15 protein-coding genes and 1 pseudogene are annotated in these 19,592 nt (G+C 62.8%); 12 read left to right on the top strand and 4 right to left on the bottom strand.

The genetic code is table 11. The features are described from left to right. Positions 1-351 precede the first annotated feature (351 nt). From DLM46_RS32460 to DLM46_RS32475, 4 genes are all read left to right on the top strand, one after another. Positions 352-846, top strand: a complete 495-nt coding sequence (locus tag DLM46_RS32460; RefSeq protein WP_244306451.1) for a lytic transglycosylase domain-containing protein — start codon at positions 352-354, stop codon at positions 844-846. A gap of 279 nt (positions 847-1,125) precedes the next feature. Then, complete coding sequence (locus DLM46_RS39190; protein WP_133300413.1) at positions 1,126-1,773, top strand: hypothetical protein; 648 nt, start codon at positions 1,126-1,128, stop codon at positions 1,771-1,773. 167 nt (positions 1,774-1,940) lie between these two features. After that, positions 1,941-2,474, top strand: a complete 534-nt coding sequence (locus tag DLM46_RS32470; protein ID WP_165848100.1) for an RNA polymerase sigma factor — start codon at positions 1,941-1,943, stop codon at positions 2,472-2,474. A gap of 236 nt (positions 2,475-2,710) precedes the next feature. Next, complete coding sequence (locus tag DLM46_RS32475) at positions 2,711-3,538, top strand: class I SAM-dependent methyltransferase (protein ID WP_115107758.1); 828 nt, start codon at positions 2,711-2,713, stop codon at positions 3,536-3,538. Here DLM46_RS32475 and DLM46_RS32480 read toward each other — a convergent pair. Next, positions 3,535-4,263 carry a response regulator transcription factor gene (locus DLM46_RS32480; protein ID WP_165848101.1) on the bottom strand — a complete coding sequence of 243 codons (729 nt, stop codon included), beginning with the start codon at positions 4,261-4,263 and terminating at the stop codon, positions 3,535-3,537. The genes DLM46_RS32475 and DLM46_RS32480 overlap by 4 nt on opposite strands. Positions 4,264-4,945: 682 nt before the next feature. On the opposite strand from DLM46_RS32480, the gene DLM46_RS32485 reads away from it, so the two are divergent. Both DLM46_RS32485 and DLM46_RS32490 read left to right on the top strand, forming a co-directional pair. Next, a complete protein-coding gene (locus tag DLM46_RS32485) occupies positions 4,946-5,707 on the top strand; it encodes a TorF family putative porin (RefSeq protein ID WP_115107762.1) in 762 nt (253 codons plus the stop codon). Positions 5,708-5,758: 51 nt separating this feature from the next. After that, positions 5,759-7,168 carry a S8 family peptidase gene (locus DLM46_RS32490; protein ID WP_115107765.1) on the top strand — a complete coding sequence of 470 codons (1,410 nt, stop codon included), beginning with the start codon at positions 5,759-5,761 and terminating at the stop codon, positions 7,166-7,168. 453 nt (positions 7,169-7,621) lie between these two features. On the opposite strand, the gene DLM46_RS32500 is transcribed toward DLM46_RS32490, so the two are convergent. Next, a complete protein-coding gene (locus DLM46_RS32500; protein WP_115107769.1) occupies positions 7,622-8,554 on the bottom strand; it encodes a LysR family transcriptional regulator in 933 nt (310 codons plus the stop codon). Between the two features lie 358 nt (positions 8,555-8,912). On the opposite strand from DLM46_RS32500, the gene DLM46_RS32505 reads away from it, so the two are divergent. Genes DLM46_RS32505 through DLM46_RS32515 form a run of 3 tightly spaced genes read left to right on the top strand, consistent with a single transcriptional unit; the run spans position 8,913 to position 14,702 of the window. Continuing rightward, a complete protein-coding gene (locus tag DLM46_RS32505) occupies positions 8,913-9,683 on the top strand; it encodes a putative hydro-lyase (protein ID WP_115107771.1) in 771 nt (256 codons plus the stop codon). 32 nt (positions 9,684-9,715) lie between these two features. Next, on the top strand, positions 9,716-11,023 hold the full coding sequence (locus DLM46_RS32510) for an MFS transporter (protein WP_115107774.1): 1,308 nt from the start codon (positions 9,716-9,718) through the stop codon (positions 11,021-11,023). A 31-nt stretch (positions 11,024-11,054) separates the two neighbouring features. Then, positions 11,055-14,702, top strand: a complete 3,648-nt coding sequence (locus DLM46_RS32515) for a hydantoinase B/oxoprolinase family protein (RefSeq protein ID WP_115107776.1) — start codon at positions 11,055-11,057, stop codon at positions 14,700-14,702. A gap of 1 nt (position 14,703) precedes the next feature. Here DLM46_RS32515 and DLM46_RS32520 read toward each other — a convergent pair whose 3' ends face one another. Then, positions 14,704-15,024: an ATP-binding protein gene (locus DLM46_RS32520; RefSeq protein ID WP_115107779.1), complete on the bottom strand. Its 321-nt coding sequence runs from the start codon at positions 15,022-15,024 to the stop codon at positions 14,704-14,706. A gap of 649 nt (positions 15,025-15,673) precedes the next feature. Between DLM46_RS32520 and DLM46_RS32525 the strand changes: the two genes are divergently transcribed. Together DLM46_RS32525 and DLM46_RS32530 are read left to right on the top strand one after the other, a co-directional pair. Beyond that, a complete protein-coding gene (locus DLM46_RS32525; protein ID WP_165848103.1) occupies positions 15,674-16,888 on the top strand; it encodes a YopJ family acetyltransferase in 1,215 nt (404 codons plus the stop codon). Positions 16,889-17,017: 129 nt separating this feature from the next. After that, positions 17,018-17,674: pseudogene (locus tag DLM46_RS32530) on the top strand (IS6 family transposase). A 58-nt stretch (positions 17,675-17,732) separates the two neighbouring features. Here DLM46_RS32530 and DLM46_RS32535 read toward each other — a convergent pair. Beyond that, positions 17,733-18,605: a hypothetical protein gene (locus tag DLM46_RS32535; protein ID WP_208866366.1), complete on the bottom strand. Its 873-nt coding sequence runs from the start codon at positions 18,603-18,605 to the stop codon at positions 17,733-17,735. Between the two features lie 413 nt (positions 18,606-19,018). Here DLM46_RS32535 and tnpA point away from each other — a divergent pair, with 413 nt between their 5' ends. Then, positions 19,019-19,315 (top strand): IS66 family insertion sequence element accessory protein TnpA, encoded by a 297-nt coding sequence (gene tnpA / locus DLM46_RS41365; RefSeq protein ID WP_425274035.1) that lies wholly within the window; start codon positions 19,019-19,021, stop codon positions 19,313-19,315. The last annotated feature ends 277 nt before the right edge of the window (positions 19,316-19,592 follow it).

Here is a 19,592-nt window from a genome sequence, read left to right on the forward strand (position 1 = left end):
AGCGTCGTCTGTTTAAGCGGCGTAGTACGGCCCCACCGCGTGGCCGCGCGCTGACGGCGACGGTTCGGCGGAGGCGCTCGATGCCATATTGGACGTTTCGCAAGGCACCGCGTTGCAAGCGCCTTGCGAAAAGCTGAACCCCTGCGCGAATGAATGCCACGCGCGGCCTTCATCCTCGCTCCTCGCCAACGTCCTTTATGGCGGCGCAAATACTGGGACATACATAGGGCCCGCGCGCCTCGCGCAACATGGTTCGCACGCGACCTCATGTTTTCGCGCCGTCGCTTCGAATTCCAGATGGAGGGCGATCACAATCGCGCCGTTCACCGGTACGCATTCGAGGAGACCGTCATGCGCCACGCCATCCGTCATCGTCCGCCGCTTACGCGCCGCGCGCTGATCGCCATCGCCGTCGATATTGCGCTCGGCCTCGCCGCGCAGCCCGCATGGGCCGACTGCTTCGACGACGCAGGGGCGTACCAGCGCGTCAATCCGATGGTGCTGCGGGCGATCGCATGGCAGGAGTCGCATAACCGGCCCAACGCGACGCATCTGAACGCAAACGGCTCGCTCGACTACGGCGTCATGCAGATCAACTCCATTCACCTGCGCGACCTGGCGCGCTACCACATCGATCGCGATGCGCTGATGCAGCCGTGCAAGAACGTGTATATCGCGGCCTGGCATTTGCGCGGCAAGATGGACAAATACGGCAACACCTGGGCCGCGATTGGGGCCTACCATTCGGAGACCCCTGCCGAGCGGGACCTGTACGCGCGCCACATCGCCGCGATCCTCGCGGGCTGGCATCAACTGCGGCAGCCGGAGCATGTCGCTCAAAAATGATTCCCCCGAACCGGCCGGCGCCGCAGGGCGATTAACCGCGTCTTTTGCCGGGTGCGCCGGAAGTTAGCAGCGTGATTCATCAACAAGTCGTAAATTTCCCGATAACTGGAAAAGAAAATAACGCTGGACCTTCACAGAAAACGATTGCAATAATTTTTCGGCTGCCAAGACGGTATCCTCATGCTCGGGCAAGCGCGGGCTGAAGCAAGCAGGCCTCGCCTGCCCGCATGACGCACAGCCGTTCCTCGATTCGGCGTGCGAGAGCCAACGAAGAAAGTAATGAGGAACGCTGATGGAACCCACCCCAGCCCACTGCACGCGCGTTATCTGGTCCGGTTCCGCCGGCCGTTCGATGCCGGCTGTCATGCAGCGTCATGGGGCGCGGGCTTTACGGCCGCCCCATCTGATCGCCGACCCGTCGCCCGCCGTGGTGTTCGTCGATTGCGCCAGCGTCAAGGCCGGTTTCGAAATCGAAAAATTGCCGAGAACGGCCACGAGCACTACCTGATTCCGGTGCTGCCCGAATGCTCGGCGGAGCGCATCGTCCCGCTGATCGCACGTGGTGCCAATAATGTCGCCGACGAACTGGACCTGCTCGATCCCGAGCCGATCATTACGCGCGCGCTCGATCAAACCAGGATGCTCTCCTTTGCACGTGACAGCGCCGCCTATTTTTCCACGTTGCAGAGTCACGCGGACGGCATGATCTCCCCGGTGTTCTTCAAGGACGCGAACGGCATCTACACCGGCTGCAACGCCGTGTTCGAGCGTTTTCTCGGCAAGAGCGTCTGCGATGTCGCGCCCCCCGGACCTCGCACTCACCTGTCACAAGGCCGATCTCGACCTCGCGTCCGAAGGCGGCATCCAGATTTATACGGCGGGGGGGCCCGGCCGTGCCGGCCTGGTGCGCACGGTGCGCTTCCATAAAGGCGTGGTTCATGACGACGGCGGACGCGTCACCGGCATCGTCGGCGCGATGCACGACATCGGCAACGAGCGTGGTCACGAGGCCGCGCGCCTGGAAATCGAGGAAGTCACGCAGCACGTGTCCGCGAATACGTGGAAAGGCGACGGCTTTTCGCCCTCGGTCGATCATGACCGGCCCCTTCTTCAATTGCATCGCGGCCGGCGACGCATCCGCACTCTCGCGCCTGTACCGGCGCTACCATCGGCGGCTCGCACGCTTTCTGAACCGGCTCACCTGGAAAAACGAGCTGATCGACGAAATCGTCAACGACACCTTCATGATCGTGTGGCAAAAGGCAGGTGATTTCCGGGGCGATTCGAACGTCTCGACATGGATCATCGGCATTGCGTATCGCCCCGCCCTGCGTGCCTTGCGCGATCAGCGCCGTTCGGAGTTCGAGTTGCTGGACGTCGACCATGTCGATTCGATGGTTCAGTACTGGCATGACCATGAGCTCTCCGACCTGCTGTCCAAGGCGCTCGATCTGTTGCCTGCCAAACAGCGTCTCGTGATGGCGCTGGCGTACGTCCTCGGCCATTCCGTCGAGGAGATCTCGCAGATCACCGAGTGCCCGGTCACGACGGTCAAGGCGCGCATGCACCAGGTAAGCTGCAAGCTGCGCGAAACAACGGAAGTACCTGGCAAGGCGAAATGTATTTAAAGGCGGCGACATCCTCCGAAAAACGCAAGGTGGTGTTCGCAAACGAAAGCGATATCGATCCGCCTGGCGGCGAACCGAATAGGTACGTTCCCCCCTCCCAGCTCGTGGCAGCGCAACCGATGTAGAAAACGTTCGCCCAAAGCCCCCTCGTTTCGGCGCCATGCCAGCGCGCCCGATCGCGCTGCTTATGATGAAGGCCCAAGCAGCGCGCCCCTGACATTTCTATCGCGAACGACATGCTCAAACACGACAACCTGCAAATTGTTGACGCCGGTCACGAAGGACGCTGCCCGCCACTCACCTTTTCGAAGCGGGACGGGCTGCTGTACATGCACAACGGTGACGAGTGGGACTCGACGTTCGGGTGTATGGTGCTCGATCATCCAACGTTTCTCTGGATGGAGTATGCGCAAAAAATGATGTCGTGGATGCTCTTCGCTGAGCGCTTCTATGAAAAGCCGCGCCTCATCGCGCAACTGGGACTGGGCGCCGGAGCGTTGGCCCGCTTCTGTCACGCCCGCTTTCCGCTCGCGCGTGTCGAAGTCGTCGACATCAACCCCGCGGTCATCGACGCGTGCCGCGAGATGTTCTGCATGCCGCCCGAGGGCGAGCGCCTCGCTCTCATCGAAGCGGACGCGATGGACTATCTCAGCGCGCAAGAGCACCGGGCATCGATCGACATCTTGCAGGTGGACCTTTATCTAAGCGAACGCGATGGGCCGGTGGGGCAAGGCAGCGCATTCTACCGGGCCTGTTTCGACAGCCTCGCGACGGACGGCATGATGACGATCAACATCTTCGGCCCGGACCTGGCGGCGGTGACGCGGCAGAACCTGCAATGGCTGTCCGAGCTATTCGATGCGGTGCTGCGGTTGCCGTGCGAGGACAACAACATTCTCATCTGCTTCAAGCGTGCGCCGGTCATCGATATGCAGCAACTGAAAGTGAAAGCGGCCGCGCTCGAGTCGTTTACTGGAATCCCCGCGTCTTCGTGGGTGTTTTTCCGTCGCGACGGCGAAGCGCTCGATCGCGAGAAGGCCCTGAAACTTGAGGCAGTGGTCTAGGCGAATTGCTCAACGCGCGCCAGCGCGTTGCCTGCTTCGCCAATCGACGCAACGCTGTCCAGCTTGTAGCCGAGCGCATAAACGGTCTTCAGATTCAAGCCGTTTCGAGGCGACAAACGCAGCTTCTTGCGCAGCTTGTAGATGTGTTGCTCGATGGAGCGCGCGGCCACGTCCTCGCATGAGCCCCACACGCCACCGGCGATCTGCGCGCGGGTCACGAACTTGCCCGGATTCGAAAAGAACAGCCACGCCATCTTGAATTCGCGCGGCGTCAGCGGTATCTCGACGCCGTCGAGGGTCAGCACGCCGAGATCTCTTCTCAACACATAGCCGCCCAGCGTGACGGTGTCCGCACCCGCCCGATGGTTTTCACGCTGAAGCACAACATGCGCGCGCAGACGCACCTGCTCCGGATCGAAGCGATACGCCACGTCGGTGGCGCCCGCGTTGATCCACCCGAGCATGGCGGTCCAGTCCGGAAACGGCGTGAGAACGATCGCGGGCGTGCACGCAGCCGCGTTGCAATGGCGCCACGACAGCAACGAATCGAGCAGCAATGATCTGTTCTTCGCGTCGATCAGCACGAGGTCGTACGTGGAGGCGCGCATTGCACGCACGAGCGGCAACTCGCCGTCAAACGATTCGACGGCAATCGAATCACCGGCAAGACAGCCGGCCAGATCGCGGGTCAATATGGGGTCCTCGGTCACTAGGGCGAATCGCATGTCTTCTCCTGGTCGGCCTGATATCAATGAATCGTTCATACGGACGGGTTGGATCGTTCTCGGTCCCGGTTCCGGTAAGTGCCACCGGGAGCGAAACCGGATGCGCTGCCGCGCCGGCGGTCCGGCGTCTTGCCCACGCGCCCCGTCGTGCAGCAGGCATGCCGCATATCGCTGAACCCTCGCAGCCACGGCGCATCGCGGCGCACTCGCCGGCACGCCCTTACTGAACGTTCAGGATGCGCTGACACGAGAATCCGCGCATCCTGACTCGGCTTCTATTGCCCGCGTCGGCATGGTTGCGGCGCTCGTATCGCGCATCGTGGCTTGCCGACAAATTTCTTCGGTCGTTCGCAACTTTCCTCGCGCTCGACGTCACTTACCGTCATATTTCCAATTTCACTCCGGCAGATTGCGAGCACGACCTCATGTCACCTAACCCGAACGGCGGCATCTGAGCGGCTACGCGCGAATTCGCATATCGCAAGCGTTTAGTCAGGCAGCGTTACCGACGGCGGATCGTCATCGTCGTCGAGACGATCGCTTGGTGTTACTGCCTCGATATTTGTCCGGTCACGTTTATCGGTTAGGATTGGCACGACCCTGGCAGCGGCGCGGCGCCGGGTCGTTCAGATGGCTTGACCACGGTCACAGTCCCCGATCTACCGGAACGTGAACGAACAATATGGAGTTGCAGCGTCCTTTGTCCCCGCGTTGCCGCGGTGCAGCCTGCTTACCCGGCCTGCTTCGATGCTGCACTGCGCTCGTCATGCTTGCAGTTTTATCCGCGCCCGCCACAGCCACAAGCGACGATTGGCAGTTCGAGGCGGGTATCACCACCAACAAGGTCACCCGCGGCATGGACATCGGCAACGGGCAGCCGTCGGTTAGTGCGGGGGCCAACTGGTATCCGGGCAACGGCTTCTTTGCGGGCGCGTCCGTGGCGTCACTCCGGTCCGCCCGCAGTCCGACCAACGGCGCGGAAGTTGTCGCCAACGGCGGATACGGTTGGCGATTGGCCGGCGACTGGAGCGCCCAGGCCATGCTCTCGCACTACCAGTTCCTCCAGGGATCGCAGTCCTCGCGCCTCAACTACGACGAACTGGTGCTAACCGCCGGCTGGCGCGACTCAGTGTTCGCCTCGGTCGCGCTCTCGCCGAATACGGGCTTTGGGCCGTCGCCGAGTTCGCGAGCTGTCTCGTATGACCTGGTGGGCCGCCTGCCGCTCGTGCACGGCTGGACTGCGACGGCCGGCATCGGCTACTACGATCTGCACACGGTGCTCGGCCTCGGGTACGTCTACGGTAACGTCGGGCTGACTTATCAGTTTCGCGCGTGGCAATTCGACGTGTCGTTCATCGCGACGAACGATGAAGCCAAGGCCAAGGCGAAGCTTGGGCCGGGCGCGAGCAATCGCTGGATCGCCGATGTCATCTGGCATTTCTGAGCGGCGGCGTAACTTTTTACCCGGCAACGCGCACCTACGGCTATTTACATCATGAATCGAGTTGCCATGACGCCCAAGGACCGCTATGTCCCGCATTTTCCGTTCGGCGCGGGTTCGGCAGTGAACGGCGGCGTTCGCGGCACGTGGGCCGCCATGGTGCGGCGCACGTGCCTTTGCTGGCTGTCCCTGTGCGCCGCCTTCGCGGTGTCCGCGTGCGCGCTCGTGCCCGCGACGCCCGACCCCGCTGTCGCGACGCAGCAGATGAAAGCGCGTCCCGAGCGAATGATCGTGCTGGCCGTCGCCAATCCTCCGGAAACGCTCATGCTGCGAGCCGGCTCGACTGCCGCCGGCTACGGCGCGGCTGGCGGCTATTCGCCGGGCGGCAGCGCGCGGGCTCAGGTCGCCGCGCTCGCGCGGCAATACGGCTTGCACGAGGTGTCGGCGTGGCCGATCCCGTCGCTGAAGGTGCATTGCGCGATGCTGGAAATCGCCGACGGCGCGCGGCGCGATGAAGTGCTCGCGCGGCTCGCTGCCGATCCTCGCGTGCGTCTCGCGCAGCCGTTGCAGACCTTCGATCTGCTCGGCGAGGCGCCGCATGGCAGCGGCTATACCGACTTGCAGCAGGGTTTTCGCGAGATCGGCGCGGACGCCGCGCAAAAGGTCACACGCGGCGATTCGGTGCGCGTCGCGGTGATCGACACCGGCGTCGACACCACCCACCCCGATCTGCACGGCCGCATTGTCGGGACCCGCAATTTCGTCGACGAGGACTGGCAGCAATTCAATCGCGACCTGCACGGCACCGCGGTCGCGGGCGTCATCGCGGCGGATCGCGCCGGCGGCCCGGACGGCAGCGCCGGCATCGAAGGCGTCGCGCCACACGCGAAAGTGATCGCGGTCAAGGCCTGCTGGCAAGCGGACAATCGCAGCGGGCCTTCGCGGTGCAATTCGTTCACGCTCGCCGAAGCGATCCAGTCGGCGCTCGAGGCGCACGCACAGATCATCAATCTGAGTCTGGGCGGGCCGGCGGACCCGCTGCTGAGTCAACTGATCGAACTGTCGGTGAAAAAAGGTGTGATCGTGGTCGGGGCAGTGCTGCCGGACGGCGACCTGAAAGCGTTTCCGGTCGGCGTGACGGGCGTGATCGCCGTCGATTCGGCTCGCGCTGCGAATGGCCCCGCCTCCGACCCCGCTGCACGCGTGCTGTACGCGCCGGGCCGTGACATCCTGACGCTCACGCCGGGCGGACATTACGACTTCGTCTCGGGCTCGTCGTTCGCGGCAGCGAATGTGACGGGCACCATCGCATTGCTGCTCGGGCTGCAGCCAAATCTCGACGCGCATTCGATCGAGGTGCTGCTTGACCAGACAAGCGGCCCGAGCCGGCAGTATGGCCGCGTCATCAATGCGTGCCGCGCGATTACCGCGCTTCACCGCCCCTGCGTCGAGGCGGCCCGTTGAACAGGACCGCCGCAATGCGGCGATGACTAATCTTCGCGAAGGCGCTCGTCACGCAAACGTTCGGCACGCAACCGCTCCGACCGCAAGCGCTCCACACGCAATCGATCCGAACGCAATCGATCCGAACGCAAACGTTCTGAGCGCAGCTGTTCTTCTCTGTGACGTTCGGCGCGCACATCGTCGTCGTGGGTGCTAACTTGAAGCAAGCTCGCGCAGTCGTCAGCCGTTGCACAAGGTTGCGAAAACGCATTCGCGGGTGCAAGCAGCAGTGCGCAAACAACGCCTGCGGCAAGCTTGAATGAACGCGGCAGCAACATTCTGAATCCCGGTCACGGTTGAAAAAAACCATCCTCGTACCGATGGGCCGTCCGCGTCGCGCCGATAGCGAACCGGGTTGGCGCGAGACGAACCGCTTTTTTCACCGCGCGAAATGAATCTGCCGCTCCGTCTTGATCAAAGCGCCTCGACCAGATCCTTGCGCCGTGTCTGGCAATACGCCGAGCACGCAAGCTGCGCCGCATTCGCGGCAGCATGAATCATCGGGCTCGCGTTCACCGGCTTGCAAATCGACACAATGATCGGCGGAGGCACGGGTTTGAGCGGCAACTCGATGAATTCGCCGCTTTGCAAGTCCTCCGCGACGAACAGGCCGGGAATGGCGGCGACGCCATAGCCGTCGCGAACCAGTTGAACGATCGCGGCGACCGAGGGCGAACAGGTGATGCGCGTTTGCCCGGCCGGCATGCCGATCTGCTGCGCCAGCGTATGAACGATGCTTTCGAGCGCGACTTGCGGCGCGGTGCCGCGCCCAAAGGTCAGAACCGGACGCTCCAGCACACGCAGCGCGAGCCCTTCGGCGCGTTTGGACAACAAGCCCCGTTTCGCAATCCAGCGAACCGGATAACTGGCAATCGCACTGGAGACGATCTTCGTACTGTCGATGCCCTCGACCCGTATCACGAGATCGAGATCGCCGCTCAGCAGACGCCGTTGCAGCACCGAACTCGAATCGACGGTCAGGTCCACTTCGAGCCGTGGAAAGCTCGCGTTCAACTGGGTGACGTAGTGCGCGAGCCAGCTATGCACGACCGTTTCGATGACGCCCAAGCGCAGCTTGCCGCCAACCACGACTTCCTGGCCCGCCGCCTCCCGCAACGCGCGCGCTGCATTGACGACGTTTTTCGCGGGTCCGAGCAGATTCTGGCCCGAGGGCGTCAGCCGGAAGGTCGTCGTCGAACGGTCGACGAGTTCCGTCTTGAGTTCGTCCTCCAATGAGCGGATGCGCAGCGAAATGGTCGCCGGGGTCGCATGCAGCACGCGCGCTGTCGCTCGAAAGCTTTCGAGCTGGGCAAGCGTCACGAAGGTTTCGAGAAAGCGCGTGTTCATAGGCTATGTCTGAAGATTGGGGCGGATTCCTTCATTGTTTCTGTTCGCAGTATGCCTTAACAAAAAGCTCCATTTATACGAAACAGAGCGCCTTTATGGCCGCTATTCCGAAACGACGTAGGGTATTCGCCATGCATGAACGCAGCTTTGCCACGCTGCCCTGCAAGGCCCGTCCGTAAAGGTTTTCAAGCCGCCGACCAAGCGCTTCTCCCGATGTTCACCCAACGACCGGCTACGCAAAAACCCTCACAAAACCGTTAGAAAAACCTGAACGCCAGCGGCACGAATAACTCGCTGGCGCAGCTATTTTGTTGGCCCTAATCTGCACGCCATCGCACTCACGAACGGAATCGCCGTCATGCCGCACACCTTTCGCCAGCAAGTTCGCAGCAAGGCATTTTCAGGGCCCACGGCCGGTTATTGCGGCGACTTTGCGCAAGCCAACCTCGCCATTCTGCCGAGCGCCTACGCCGGGGATTTCATGCGCTTCTGCCTACGCAATCCGAAAGCCTGCCCGCTGCTCGGCGTCGGCGAACCGGGGCAATTCGATCTGCCTATGCTAGGCCGCGACCTCGATATCCGCACCGACGTGCCCGGCTACAACGTCTATCGCGACGGCGTGCTGTGCGAGCAGCTCGCCGACATCCGCGAAGTATGGCGCGACGATCTCGTCGTGTTCGCGATCGGCTGTTCGTTCTCGTTCGAGCAGATGCTCGCGCGTGAACGCATTCCGCTGCGCCACGTCGACGAAGGCGTCAACGTGCCGATGTACCGCACCAACGTTGCGAATCAGGCAGCAGGCCGGTTCGGCGGTCGGCTCGTCGTCTCGATGCGGCCGATGAGCGGCGCGCACGCGATTCGCGCCGTGCAGATCACGAGCCGGTTTCCGTCGGTGCACGGCGCGCCGGTGCACATCGGCGATCCGGCGGTACTCGGCATCCAAGATCTGTCGATCCCGGATTTCGGCGATCCGGTATCGATTCATGAACACGAGCTGCCGGTCTTCTGGGCTTGCGGCGTGACGCCTCAAAGTGCCATCGAAAGCGCGCGGCTGCCGTTCGCGATCGCGCATCGGCCTGGCCACATGCTGATCACCGACATCCCCAACGCATCGCTCGCGGTGCTCTGACACACGGATTGGCCGCATCACAGGAGAACCACATGAATACGGAAGCGCAATACGCAGGCACGCCCGCCGACAGCGGAATGGCGGACACCACCGCGAGCCGCGGCATGTTCGGCTGGTACCGGCACACCAACGCGAGCGAACGGCGGGCATTCTGGAGCTGCAAGGTCGGCTATGCGCTCGATGCGATGGACACCCAATTCCTGAGCTTCGTGATTCCGACGCTGATCGCGACGTGGAGTCTCAGCAAGGGCGAAGCCGGCTTGATCGGCACGGTCACGCTGCTGACCTCCGCGCTCGGCGGCTGGGTCGCCGGCATTCTTTCCGACCGCATCGGCCGGGTCAAGACGCTGCAGATCACCATCGTCTGGTTCGCCTTTTTCACGCTGCTATGCGCGTTCGCGCAGAACTACAGCCAGCTTCTGATCGCGCGCGGTTTGATGGGCTTCGGCTTCGGCGGTGAATGGACAGCGGGCGCCGTGCTGATCGGCGAAGTGATCCGGCCGCGCGACCGCGGCAAGGCGGTAGGCATGGTTCAGGCGGGCTGGGCCATCGGCTGGGCGGCGTCGGCGGGATTCTATACGCTGGTGTTTTCGCTGCTGCCCGGCGATATCGCGTGGCGCGCCTTGTTCGCGCTCGGCGTTTTGCCCGCGCCGTTTGTGATCTTCATCCGCCGTTTCGTCGAGGAACCCGAAGTCCATCTGCAGCAGAAGCAGCGCGACGCGGAAGCGGGCAACCACAGTTCATTCTTCGAAATCTTCGGCCCCGGCATCTGGCTGACGACGCTTCGCACTGCGATCCTCGCCACTGGCACGCAAGGCGGCTACTACGCGATCACCACCTGGCTGCCTACTTACCTCAAGACCGAACAGCATCTGAGCGTAGTCGGCACGGGGGGCTATCTCGCGGTCATCATCGCGGGCTCGTATGCGGGTTACCTGTGCGGCGCCTTTCTCAGCGACCGCTTTGGCCGCAAGCTCAATTTCATCGCGTTCTCGATTGCTTCGATGGCGATCGCCCTCGTGTACACCCGTGTACCGATGGGCAACGCGCTGCTGCTCGTGCTCGGCTTCCCGCTCGGCTTCTTCGCCTCCGGAATCTTCGCCGGAATGGGCGCGTTCATGACCGAACTCTTCCCCACGCGGATTCGAGGGTCGGGCCAGGGCTTCTGCTACAACTTCGGCCGCGCGGTCGGTGCGACCTTCCCTTTCCTGATCGGCTTCGTCGCGCAAAAAATGGCGCTTGGCGTCGCGATCGGCACATTCGCCGCGGCCGCCTACGGCGTCGTGATTCTCGCGGCGCTGACGCTGCCGGAGACGCGCGGCGCGCAACTCGAATCGTGAGCACAAAATCATTTACCGGAGATACCCTCTGATGACACATCAAGCCGACGCTCATCTACCGCGTGATCGCCGCTGGCAATTCTGGATCGACCGCGGAGGCACCTTCACCGACATCGTCGCCCGCCGCCCCGATGGACGGATCGTCACGCATAAGGTGCTTTCGGAGAATCCCGAGCGATATCGTGATTCCGCGGTGCAAGGCATCCGCGACCTGCTGGGTGTGGCGGCGCACGAGCCCGTGCCGGCACATCTGATCGACAACGTACGGATGGGCACGACGGTCGCCACCAACGCACTGCTCGAACGCAAGGGCGCGCCTACCGTGCTCGCGATCACCAGGGGCTTTGCAGACGCGCTGCGGATCGCCTATCAAAGCCGTCCGAAGCTGTTCGTGCGCAACATCGAGTTGCCAACGCTGCTGTACGAGCGCGTGGTGGAAATCGACGAGCGGATCGGCGCGCATGGCGAAGTGGTGCGCGAACTCGATACGAGGCAGGCGCAGGCTGCATTGCGGCAGGCCTACGAAAATGGAATCCGTTCATGCGCAATCGTGCTGATGCACGGTTACCGGTACGCCGAACATGAACGCAGGCTCAAGGAAATCGCGCAGGACATCGGCTATACGCAGATCTCCGTGAGCCATGAAGTTAGCCCGCTGATGAAGCTGGTCTCGCGCGGCGACACGACCGTCGTCGACGCGTATCTCTCGCCGATTCTGCGCCACTACGTCCGGCAGGTCGAAGGCGATCTGGGCGCGGTGCCGCTGCAGTTCATGCAGAGCAACGGCGGCCTCACCGACGCGCATCGCTTCCAGGGCAAGGACGCGATCCTGTCCGGCCCCGCCGGCGGCATCGTGGGTGCGGCGCAGGTGTCGAAGCTCGCGGGCTTCGAATCGATCATCGGCTTCGACATGGGCGGCACGTCGACCGATGTGACGCACTATGCGGGCGAGTACGAACGCGAGTTCGCCACGGAAGTGGCGGGCGTTCGCATCCGCGCGCCGATGATGAAAATCCATACCGTTGCGGCTGGCGGCGGGTCGATCTGCTCGTTCGACGGCGCGCGCTTCAGGGTCGGGCCGCAAAGTGCCGGCGCAAATCCGGGCCCGGCCTCCTACCGGCGCGGTGGACCGCTGACCGTCACCGACTGCAACGTCTTGACGGGCAAGATCAACCCGCGCTGGTTTCCGCATGTATTTGGACCTGAAGGCGATCTACCACTCGATAGCATTGTCGTACAGCACAAGTTCGCCGAAGTCGCCGCGCAGGTAAAAGATGCGACGGGTATCGCGCGTTCACCGGCCGAAATCGCGGAAGGCTTTCTGAAGATAGCGGTCGAGAATATGGCGAACGCGATCAAGCAGATCTCGGTGCAACGCGGCTACGATGTCACGAAGTACACGCTCGCCTGCTTCGGCGGCGCAGGCGGTCAGCACGCGTGCCTCGTCGCGGATGCGCTCGGCATGACGCGAGTGTTCATCCACCCGCTCGCGGGCGTGCTGTCGGCATACGGCATGGGTCTCGCCGATGTGCGCGCCCTGCGCCAACTGGCAGTCGAAACGCGCCTCGACGCGGCATCGCTCGCCGCTTGCGAGGAAGCGTTCGCGTCGCTGGGCACGGCGGCGGAAAGCGAAGTCGCCCAGCAGCGCATCACAAGGGACCGCATCACGCTACGCCGAACACTTCACGTCAAATACGACGGCACCGACACTGCGCTGGAGATCGAATTCAGCCGCGACGCGCCGGCCATTGTCGAGACGTTCGAGCGGCTCTACCGCGCCCGTTACGGGTTCCTGATGCCGAACAAGGCGCTCGTGATCGAAGCCGTTGCCGTGGAGGCGATCGGCCAGGCGCACGAGGTCGAAGACGAACACTGGCCGCTCGCCCAGGGCGCCTCGGTGAATCCGCAGCCGCTCGCTATGACACGCATTTTCTCAGGCGGCGAATGGCACGACACACCCGTCTTCGATCGCGATTCGCTTGCGCCCGGCGCACGTATCGACGGTCCGGCCATCGTCAGCGAAAAGACCGGCACGACCGTGATCGAACCGGGCTGGCAAGTCGAAGTCAGCCGGCACAACCACCTGGTGGTCAATCGCGCGACCGCACTCGCCAACCGACATGCGATCGGCACCGAAGCCGATCCGGTATTGCTCGAGGTGTTCAACAACCTGTTCATGTCGATTGCCGAACAGATGGGCATGACGCTTGCCAACACATCATACTCAGTCAACATCAAGGAGCGCCTCGACTTCTCATGCGCGCTTTTCGACGCGGACGGCAACCTGATCGCCAACGCGCCTCACATGCCGGTCCATCTTGGCTCGATGGGCGAGAGCGTGCAGACCATCATCGAGCGGCGTGCGGGCACCATGCAGTCCGGCGATGTGTATGTGCTCAACGCGCCCTATGGCGGCGGCACGCATCTGCCGGACGTCACGGTGGTCATGCCGGTCTTCGTCGAGGAGCACGCGGCGCCGACGTTCTATGTCGCGGCGCGCGGCCATCACGCTGATATCGGCGGCATTTCACCGGGCTCGATGCCACCCGACTCGACGCACGTCGATCAGGAAGGCGTCCTGCTCGATAACGTCCAACTGGTCGCGCAGGGCCGCTTTCTCGAAGACGAAATGCGCGAGCTGCTCGCCTCGGGCCGTTATCCGGTTCGAAACGTCGAACAGAACATTGCCGATTTGCGGGCGCAGATCGCGGCGTGCACGAAGGGCGCGGAGGAACTCGACCGCATGTGCAGGCAGTTCGGCCTCGACGTGGTGCAGGCGTACATGCAGCACGTGCAGGACAACGCCGAGGAGGTCGTGCGGCGCACGCTGTCGGTGCTCAGGGACGGACGCTTCGAATACGAACTCGACGACGGGGCGAAGATCGTCGTCGCCGTGTCGATCGACCGCGAGGCGCGCTCGGCCGTCATCGACTTCGCCGGCACGAGCGGACAGCAACCGAATAACTACAACGCGCCCTCCGCCATCTGCAAGGCGGCCGTGCTGTACGTGTTCCGCACACTGGTCGACGATGACATTCCGCTCAACGCAGGTTGTCTGAAACCTCTGGACATTCGCATTCCCGCGGGCTCGATGCTCAACCCGCGCTATCCGGCCGCGGTGGTCGCCGGTAACGTCGAGACGTCGCAGGTCGTGACCGATGCGCTCTACGGCGCGCTCGGCGTCATGGCGGGCGCCCAAGGCACGATGAACAACTTCACGTTCGGCAACGATCGCTACCAGTACTACGAGACCATCTGCGGCGGCGCCGGAGCCAGTGCGTCGGCGGCGGGCTGCAGCGCGGTGCAGACACACATGACCAACTCGCGGCTCACCGATCCCGAAATCCTCGAATGGCGCTTCCCGGTTCGCCTTGATGACTTCCGGGTGCGTCACGGCAGCGGCGGCGAAGGGCAATGGCGAGGCGGCGACGGCACCGAGCGGCGAGTCCGCTTCCTCGAACCGATGACCGCCGTGATTCTGTCGAACCGCCGGCGGGTGGCGCCGTTCGGCATGGCGGGCGGGTCGCCGGGCAAGCTCGGCGTCAACTGGGTCGAACGAGCCGGTTCGTCCGCGCAGGAAACCTTCGGCGCGCGTCACCAGGTGCAGATGAATGCCGGCGATGTTTTCGTGATTCAGACGCCGGGTGGCGGCGGATATGGAGTCACGTCCGAGGTATGAGTTAAACGCCCGCCTGGCGGTGTGCTTCGTCATCCGCGCGTGTGCGTGCCGCGATCGACGTGCCGCTGACGGGCGCGCTATGCAGGGGGATCTCGCGGCCCAGCATCAGCGCGCGCTCTCTCATGCCGACAAGCCCAAACGGTCTGGCGCGTGGCGCCGATGAATCGAACCCGCGCCCGTCGTTGCGTATTTCCAGTCTCCCGTGCTGTCCGACCTGCTCGAGCGAAATCGTGACCCCGGTCGCCCCGGCGTGGCGCGCGACGTTCGTCAGCGCTTGCTGCACGATGCGCAACAGTGCGATGGCACGCTCTTTGTCGAGCACCGGATTGTCACCCGATCTAGCCGTAACCTCCGGACCATCATCATGATCGCGCCTTTCGCGCGCGTAACGTCGGGCACCGCTCTGGCGAGTCGCTTACCAGGAGATTGACGACGGTCTTCGACAGGATGCTAACGCGGACAATCCTCGGCACGACTTCTGACGCAATAATTGCGGGTGTGCGCCGGCCACGGCGCCCTGAGGGCGCTCTGCATCCGGCGCGGCGGCAATCGGGCGTCGCCGAATGCGCGGTCCGATGATCTTTTCGACCTCAACCGCGGTGCACTTCGCTTCTCGAGCGACAACTGCGCTACAGAATCTTCCCGCAATGTCGGACATCCGCTGTAATGGCGCTGCGACCAAGCATTCCGGGGGCAGCATGCCGAACCGTATTCCGTCAAACGCCATATCCCATTTACCGTCGCCGACGGCTGCTGCGCAAACGGAACCGCGACAGGCGCAACCCGGCCAGAAACAGTTGCGTAAGGCCGGATCGGTCTTCAGTGGTTTGAAGCGGCGCATATCTGCGTGCGTTCGCCCTGTAGTTACCCCGCCCAACGACGGGAACGCTTCGGCACCGTCACAGGCACCGGCACCCAGGCCGCGACTTGCGGCTGTCCCCGGCGTAGGCGTTACCCGGCTCCAGGAAAGCGTGGGCCTTGACGCCAGGATCGAGTTGCGTTTCCGCCGCGGGTCCGATGCGGGCGGCGCAGCCTCCGCCGGCATCGAAGCCTTGCATGTTCCATTGCGCGACGTGGGCTTTGGCGCGGGTTTAATTGCCCACGCCCCGCAACAGAACGCCGATTCATCGACCGCTTCCGCCAGGCATTTCGCCATCGCCCGACTGGACCAGGTGAAAGCGCACTTCCAGGCGCTCCTTCTGGGCAACTGGTCGCCCGGCCCAACCGATGACAAATATGACGCAGCGATCCTGCCCGCAATCGTCGCTGCGGAAAACGACCGGTCCCCAGCGCTGAACCTGACGCTGCTGTCTCCCAAAGAGGATTTCGCCAGTTGGCTCAAGGCGACGCGCCCTGCCCGAGCCCGCGTCATGTTCCCGATGCCAGGCAACGACGCCCACTATGTGACGGCAGATATCCGCCGTATTGGAGGAAAGACTTCGGTCATCGTGATCGAACCACTGAGCCTTAAAGACAACGCCGACCTGAAGGACTCGACCCGCGATAAATACGAAAAGCGGACGCTGCCCCTATTGAAAAAAGCGTTGAAATCGGACGTCACGCTGTCGGTGCTAACGGTTGACACGCAAAAATCCACGAACGACTGTCGCGTCTTTGCGCTATCGGCGGCAGCCAAGCTGGCTGACAACGCATTCCTGATCGACTCGCTGCATCAGCAAAACCTGTCCCGCCAGCCAATCAGGACAGCGCTCGGACAGGATGCGGAGGTGCTTGCGAGTACGCGTAAGGTTCGGGTGTTGGATGGCAAGGGCATACTGCCGCCGGCATTCGTCAAGCACTCGCAGTCCCGAACCACGTTGAGCAACTGGCTGAAGGCCAATCCGCCGGCATTTGCTAACGCCGGCGTCAACAAGAAAGATCAATCGCTGGCGGATCGATTCGACGATCACCGAAAGACACGGTATGACAAGCCTGTGCACTCGCGCTTCATGCAGGACAATCTCCCGGACCTGGAAGTACAGGTCAGGAATTTGACGTTCAGCACCTCCATCGAGCAGAAGCGCCTTACTTACCTGGATCGCGCCATCGAATACTTAAGGCATGCGCCGGAAGGTGAGTGCTCGAGGCTGCTGGCCAGCATGGGCGACGTCAGTAACGATCCCCCAGGCCCGGCGAATCTACGACTGGACGACCGGGACTGGGGACCACATCCGGATTCGCTATAGGCGCAAGATCCCGGTTGCCCGCGAACTGGCCTACTTCAAGGTGAAGGTTAGCGTTCCGTAGCGCTATTGCCGGCTCTGTCGCGCCAACGCGGTGAAGTAGGATCGGTCGAACCACCACGCATGACGAGAATGATGGTAAAGACGAAGACGCCGCGCAAGACGCTGCCCACCGGCATTGGCAAGGTACTGAAGCGACTGCACTCTCCGCTGGATGTGATCCTGCTGTGTGTGCGCGCTGGTATGTGGCGTACTCGCTGAGTCTGCGAAACCTCGAGGAGATGATGGCCGAGCGGGGTATCGAGGTGGATCATTCGAGCGTGCACCGCCGCTGGGTCATCAAGCTGCTGCTGGTGTTTGAAAAGACATTTCGCCATCGCAAACGCCCGGTGGGCAGGAGCTGGCGCGTCGACGAGACCTACGTCAAGATCGCGCCGTCGACAAGGCGGGTAATACGGTCGATTTCCTGCTGCGCGCCCATCGTGACAAGGCTGCGGCCCGGCGTTACTTCGAGAAAGCGATTGATCAGAACGGCGAGCCCGAAACGATCACGGTGGACAAGAGCGGCGCTAACCTGGCCGCCCTGGAAGCGCTCAACACTGAGCGGCTAACGCCGATCAAGATCCGGTAAAACAATACCTGAACAACATCGTCGACCAGGACCACCGCGCCGTTAAGCGCATCATCCTGTCCGGCATCGAGATTGCGCACATGATCCGCGAGGGGCAGGTGTATGACGATTGCAATGCATCGACTGCTGCCGAGAAATTCTACCCCCTCTCAATATAAGTGATCCTTATCATACAAGGTACTTTCTCACCCTATCATCCTTAACGCGACACAGCCCTCACGCGAGTGTTCGATCGATTTCAGCGATCCATTTGTGAACCGTTTCCAGCGTCTTCTGAACGTGACTCCGTTGTCGCAACGTTTCCGCGATGTCGCGATCCACGGCGAGAATCTGGCTTGCGGGTATCTCGCGATGACCCTTGCGGCCGAGCTGGCGAACTGTTTTTTCATCGACGGCGGCAGAGCCACTTTCGTCCAGTAAACGGCTGAGCACGGCAGAATGTTGCTGCAACTCGCCGCGCTTGCTTTCCAGAGTGGCCCGTTTCTTTTTCGTGCTTGCGAAAAGCGGGATTTTGGGTTGCGTCAATGCGTTTTGCGCCTGCGTGTTCGCGTTCCGAAGCTGCCGCATGATGTCGTCGTAATGCGCCCCGAGAGACCTGAGCGGGCCGCTTTCGTGTTTTTCCTCGTGAATCGTGGCGAGGTCCGGTTTCCAACTGCTGCGGGGGCGGTGCGGCCCAAGCGGGCCATAGCCTGGCTGTCGGTGCAAAGCGATTGGAGCGGTGCCCGACAGCGTTTGTGTCGCGGCAGACGGCGGCGCCGATTCCGGGCGCGGCGCGTTGGTGATCTTGCCGCTTGCCGCATCCAACTCCATCAGATCGTCGTCATCGTCGAGGTCGGCGGAAGATGCCGCATTGCCGGCTGGCGGAGGCGGCGGTGCGCGGGTCGGCACGGGCTTTCCCGCTGCCATGGCCTGCTCGCGCGTCAAGCTTCGAATGCCTCGCGGCCGGCCAGCGGTGCTACCGTTCTGCTGGTTGATCCACTTGACGGTATCGCCAACGAGATCTTGCTGCACGGTCGTGGAAGCCGGCGGCAGGTTGGCCAATGGCGCCCGCTGCGGCCTGGCTGGCGAGGAGCGCAACAAGCCGGTCATCTGTCGCAGACTCTGCAAAACGGCGCCGCCCGGCGAAAGACGTTTCGATCGGGGACGCGCGCCGTCGGTCCCGCGAGCCGCATCCGGTGAATCGGACCGCCCCTGCACGGCATCGGGCGGCACGTTGCGACGAATCTGGACGGCCATGGTAGCGACTCCCTGAAACAGTAGGTCGTCCAATTGTGCATACGAGCCAGTGCCGGACCGATGCGTTACGCCGAACCGGAACGTCCCCAGGCGAAATGAAGAAGCAGTATCCGTCAGCGCATCCCGTCTTGAACGCACGTAAGCGCGGTGCGAAGGTGATGCCATCGTAACGACGGAGCAAGGCAATGGACGGCGCAACGGGCGAGGCCGTGCCGACGGGCGCACGACGCCCCCGGCAAGGCGGAGCATTCTAGCGCGAGACGGTCATGGCATGGACCGCAAGCGGACCGGGAATTCGACCTATCTGTCGTGAGCAGGGGCTCGCCGTCAGTACCTTCGGCCTGTGGCGCAAGAAGCTCTCGAGCGAGCCACGTGTAGAAGTGCACCCGCTGGCGATCACACTGGACGCTGCATTTATCGTTTCCCATCCGGACGCCGCACCAGTCACTCCGACGCCGTCACTGGCGCAGGACGCTCCGTCGTCGTCACGTGACGTTGTCGCTCGGGTCGCCGAATGTCCACTTTTTCCTGGTTCCGGGCGCCTCGGGTCGCTCACGACCTAACGAGCGCAACCGCGTCGATTAGCGCCGAACAGATTTCCGTCGGACAAACTGATGCCGCCCGTTGGCAAAGCTACTGGTGGCAAACTGTCCTCGCGGTCAAACTGATGCTCCTGCCTTCGCTGCCCTAGACTGGCTTGCCGAGCTTTGCGGCGACAACCCAGAGGATTGTTAGCGGAACGGGAACGGCGCAATGAGAGGGTCGAAGGCACGGCGAACGGGCCGTTTCCGTTCCGCTAACAATTCGTTGAGCTAAACCGCTCCACTGGCGGTGGCTATG

This window comes from Paraburkholderia lacunae (assembly GCF_003353175.1).
In the GTDB taxonomy this organism is placed as follows: Bacteria; Pseudomonadota; Gammaproteobacteria; order Burkholderiales; family Burkholderiaceae; genus Paraburkholderia; species Paraburkholderia lacunae.

What these genes read in the sequence shown, in the direction of transcription:
- DLM46_RS32490 (WP_115107765.1), top strand. Translation starts at nt 5,759, where the DNA reads ATGAATCGAGTTGCCATGACGCCCAAGGACCGCTATGTCCCGCATTTT.
- DLM46_RS32480 (WP_165848101.1), bottom strand. Translation starts at nt 4,263, where the DNA reads ATGCGATTCGCCCTAGTGACCGAGGACCCCATATTGACCCGCGATCTG.
- DLM46_RS32485 (WP_115107762.1), top strand. Translation starts at nt 4,946, where the DNA reads ATGGAGTTGCAGCGTCCTTTGTCCCCGCGTTGCCGCGGTGCAGCCTGC.
- DLM46_RS32515 (WP_115107776.1), top strand. Translation starts at nt 11,055, where the DNA reads ATGACACATCAAGCCGACGCTCATCTACCGCGTGATCGCCGCTGGCAA.
- DLM46_RS39190 (WP_133300413.1), top strand. Translation starts at nt 1,126, where the DNA reads ATGAGGAACGCTGATGGAACCCACCCCAGCCCACTGCACGCGCGTTAT.
- DLM46_RS32535 (WP_208866366.1), bottom strand. Translation starts at nt 18,605, where the DNA reads ATGACCGGCTTGTTGCGCTCCTCGCCAGCCAGGCCGCAGCGGGCGCCA.
- DLM46_RS32500 (WP_115107769.1), bottom strand. Translation starts at nt 8,554, where the DNA reads ATGAACACGCGCTTTCTCGAAACCTTCGTGACGCTTGCCCAGCTCGAA.
- DLM46_RS32470 (WP_165848100.1), top strand. Translation starts at nt 1,941, where the DNA reads ATGACCGGCCCCTTCTTCAATTGCATCGCGGCCGGCGACGCATCCGCA.
- DLM46_RS32475 (WP_115107758.1), top strand. Translation starts at nt 2,711, where the DNA reads ATGCTCAAACACGACAACCTGCAAATTGTTGACGCCGGTCACGAAGGA.
- DLM46_RS32510 (WP_115107774.1), top strand. Translation starts at nt 9,716, where the DNA reads ATGAATACGGAAGCGCAATACGCAGGCACGCCCGCCGACAGCGGAATG.
- tnpA (WP_425274035.1), top strand. Translation starts at nt 19,019, where the DNA reads ATGGCATGGACCGCAAGCGGACCGGGAATTCGACCTATCTGTCGTGAG.
- DLM46_RS32460 (WP_244306451.1), top strand. Translation starts at nt 352, where the DNA reads ATGCGCCACGCCATCCGTCATCGTCCGCCGCTTACGCGCCGCGCGCTG.
- DLM46_RS32505 (WP_115107771.1), top strand. Translation starts at nt 8,913, where the DNA reads ATGCCGCACACCTTTCGCCAGCAAGTTCGCAGCAAGGCATTTTCAGGG.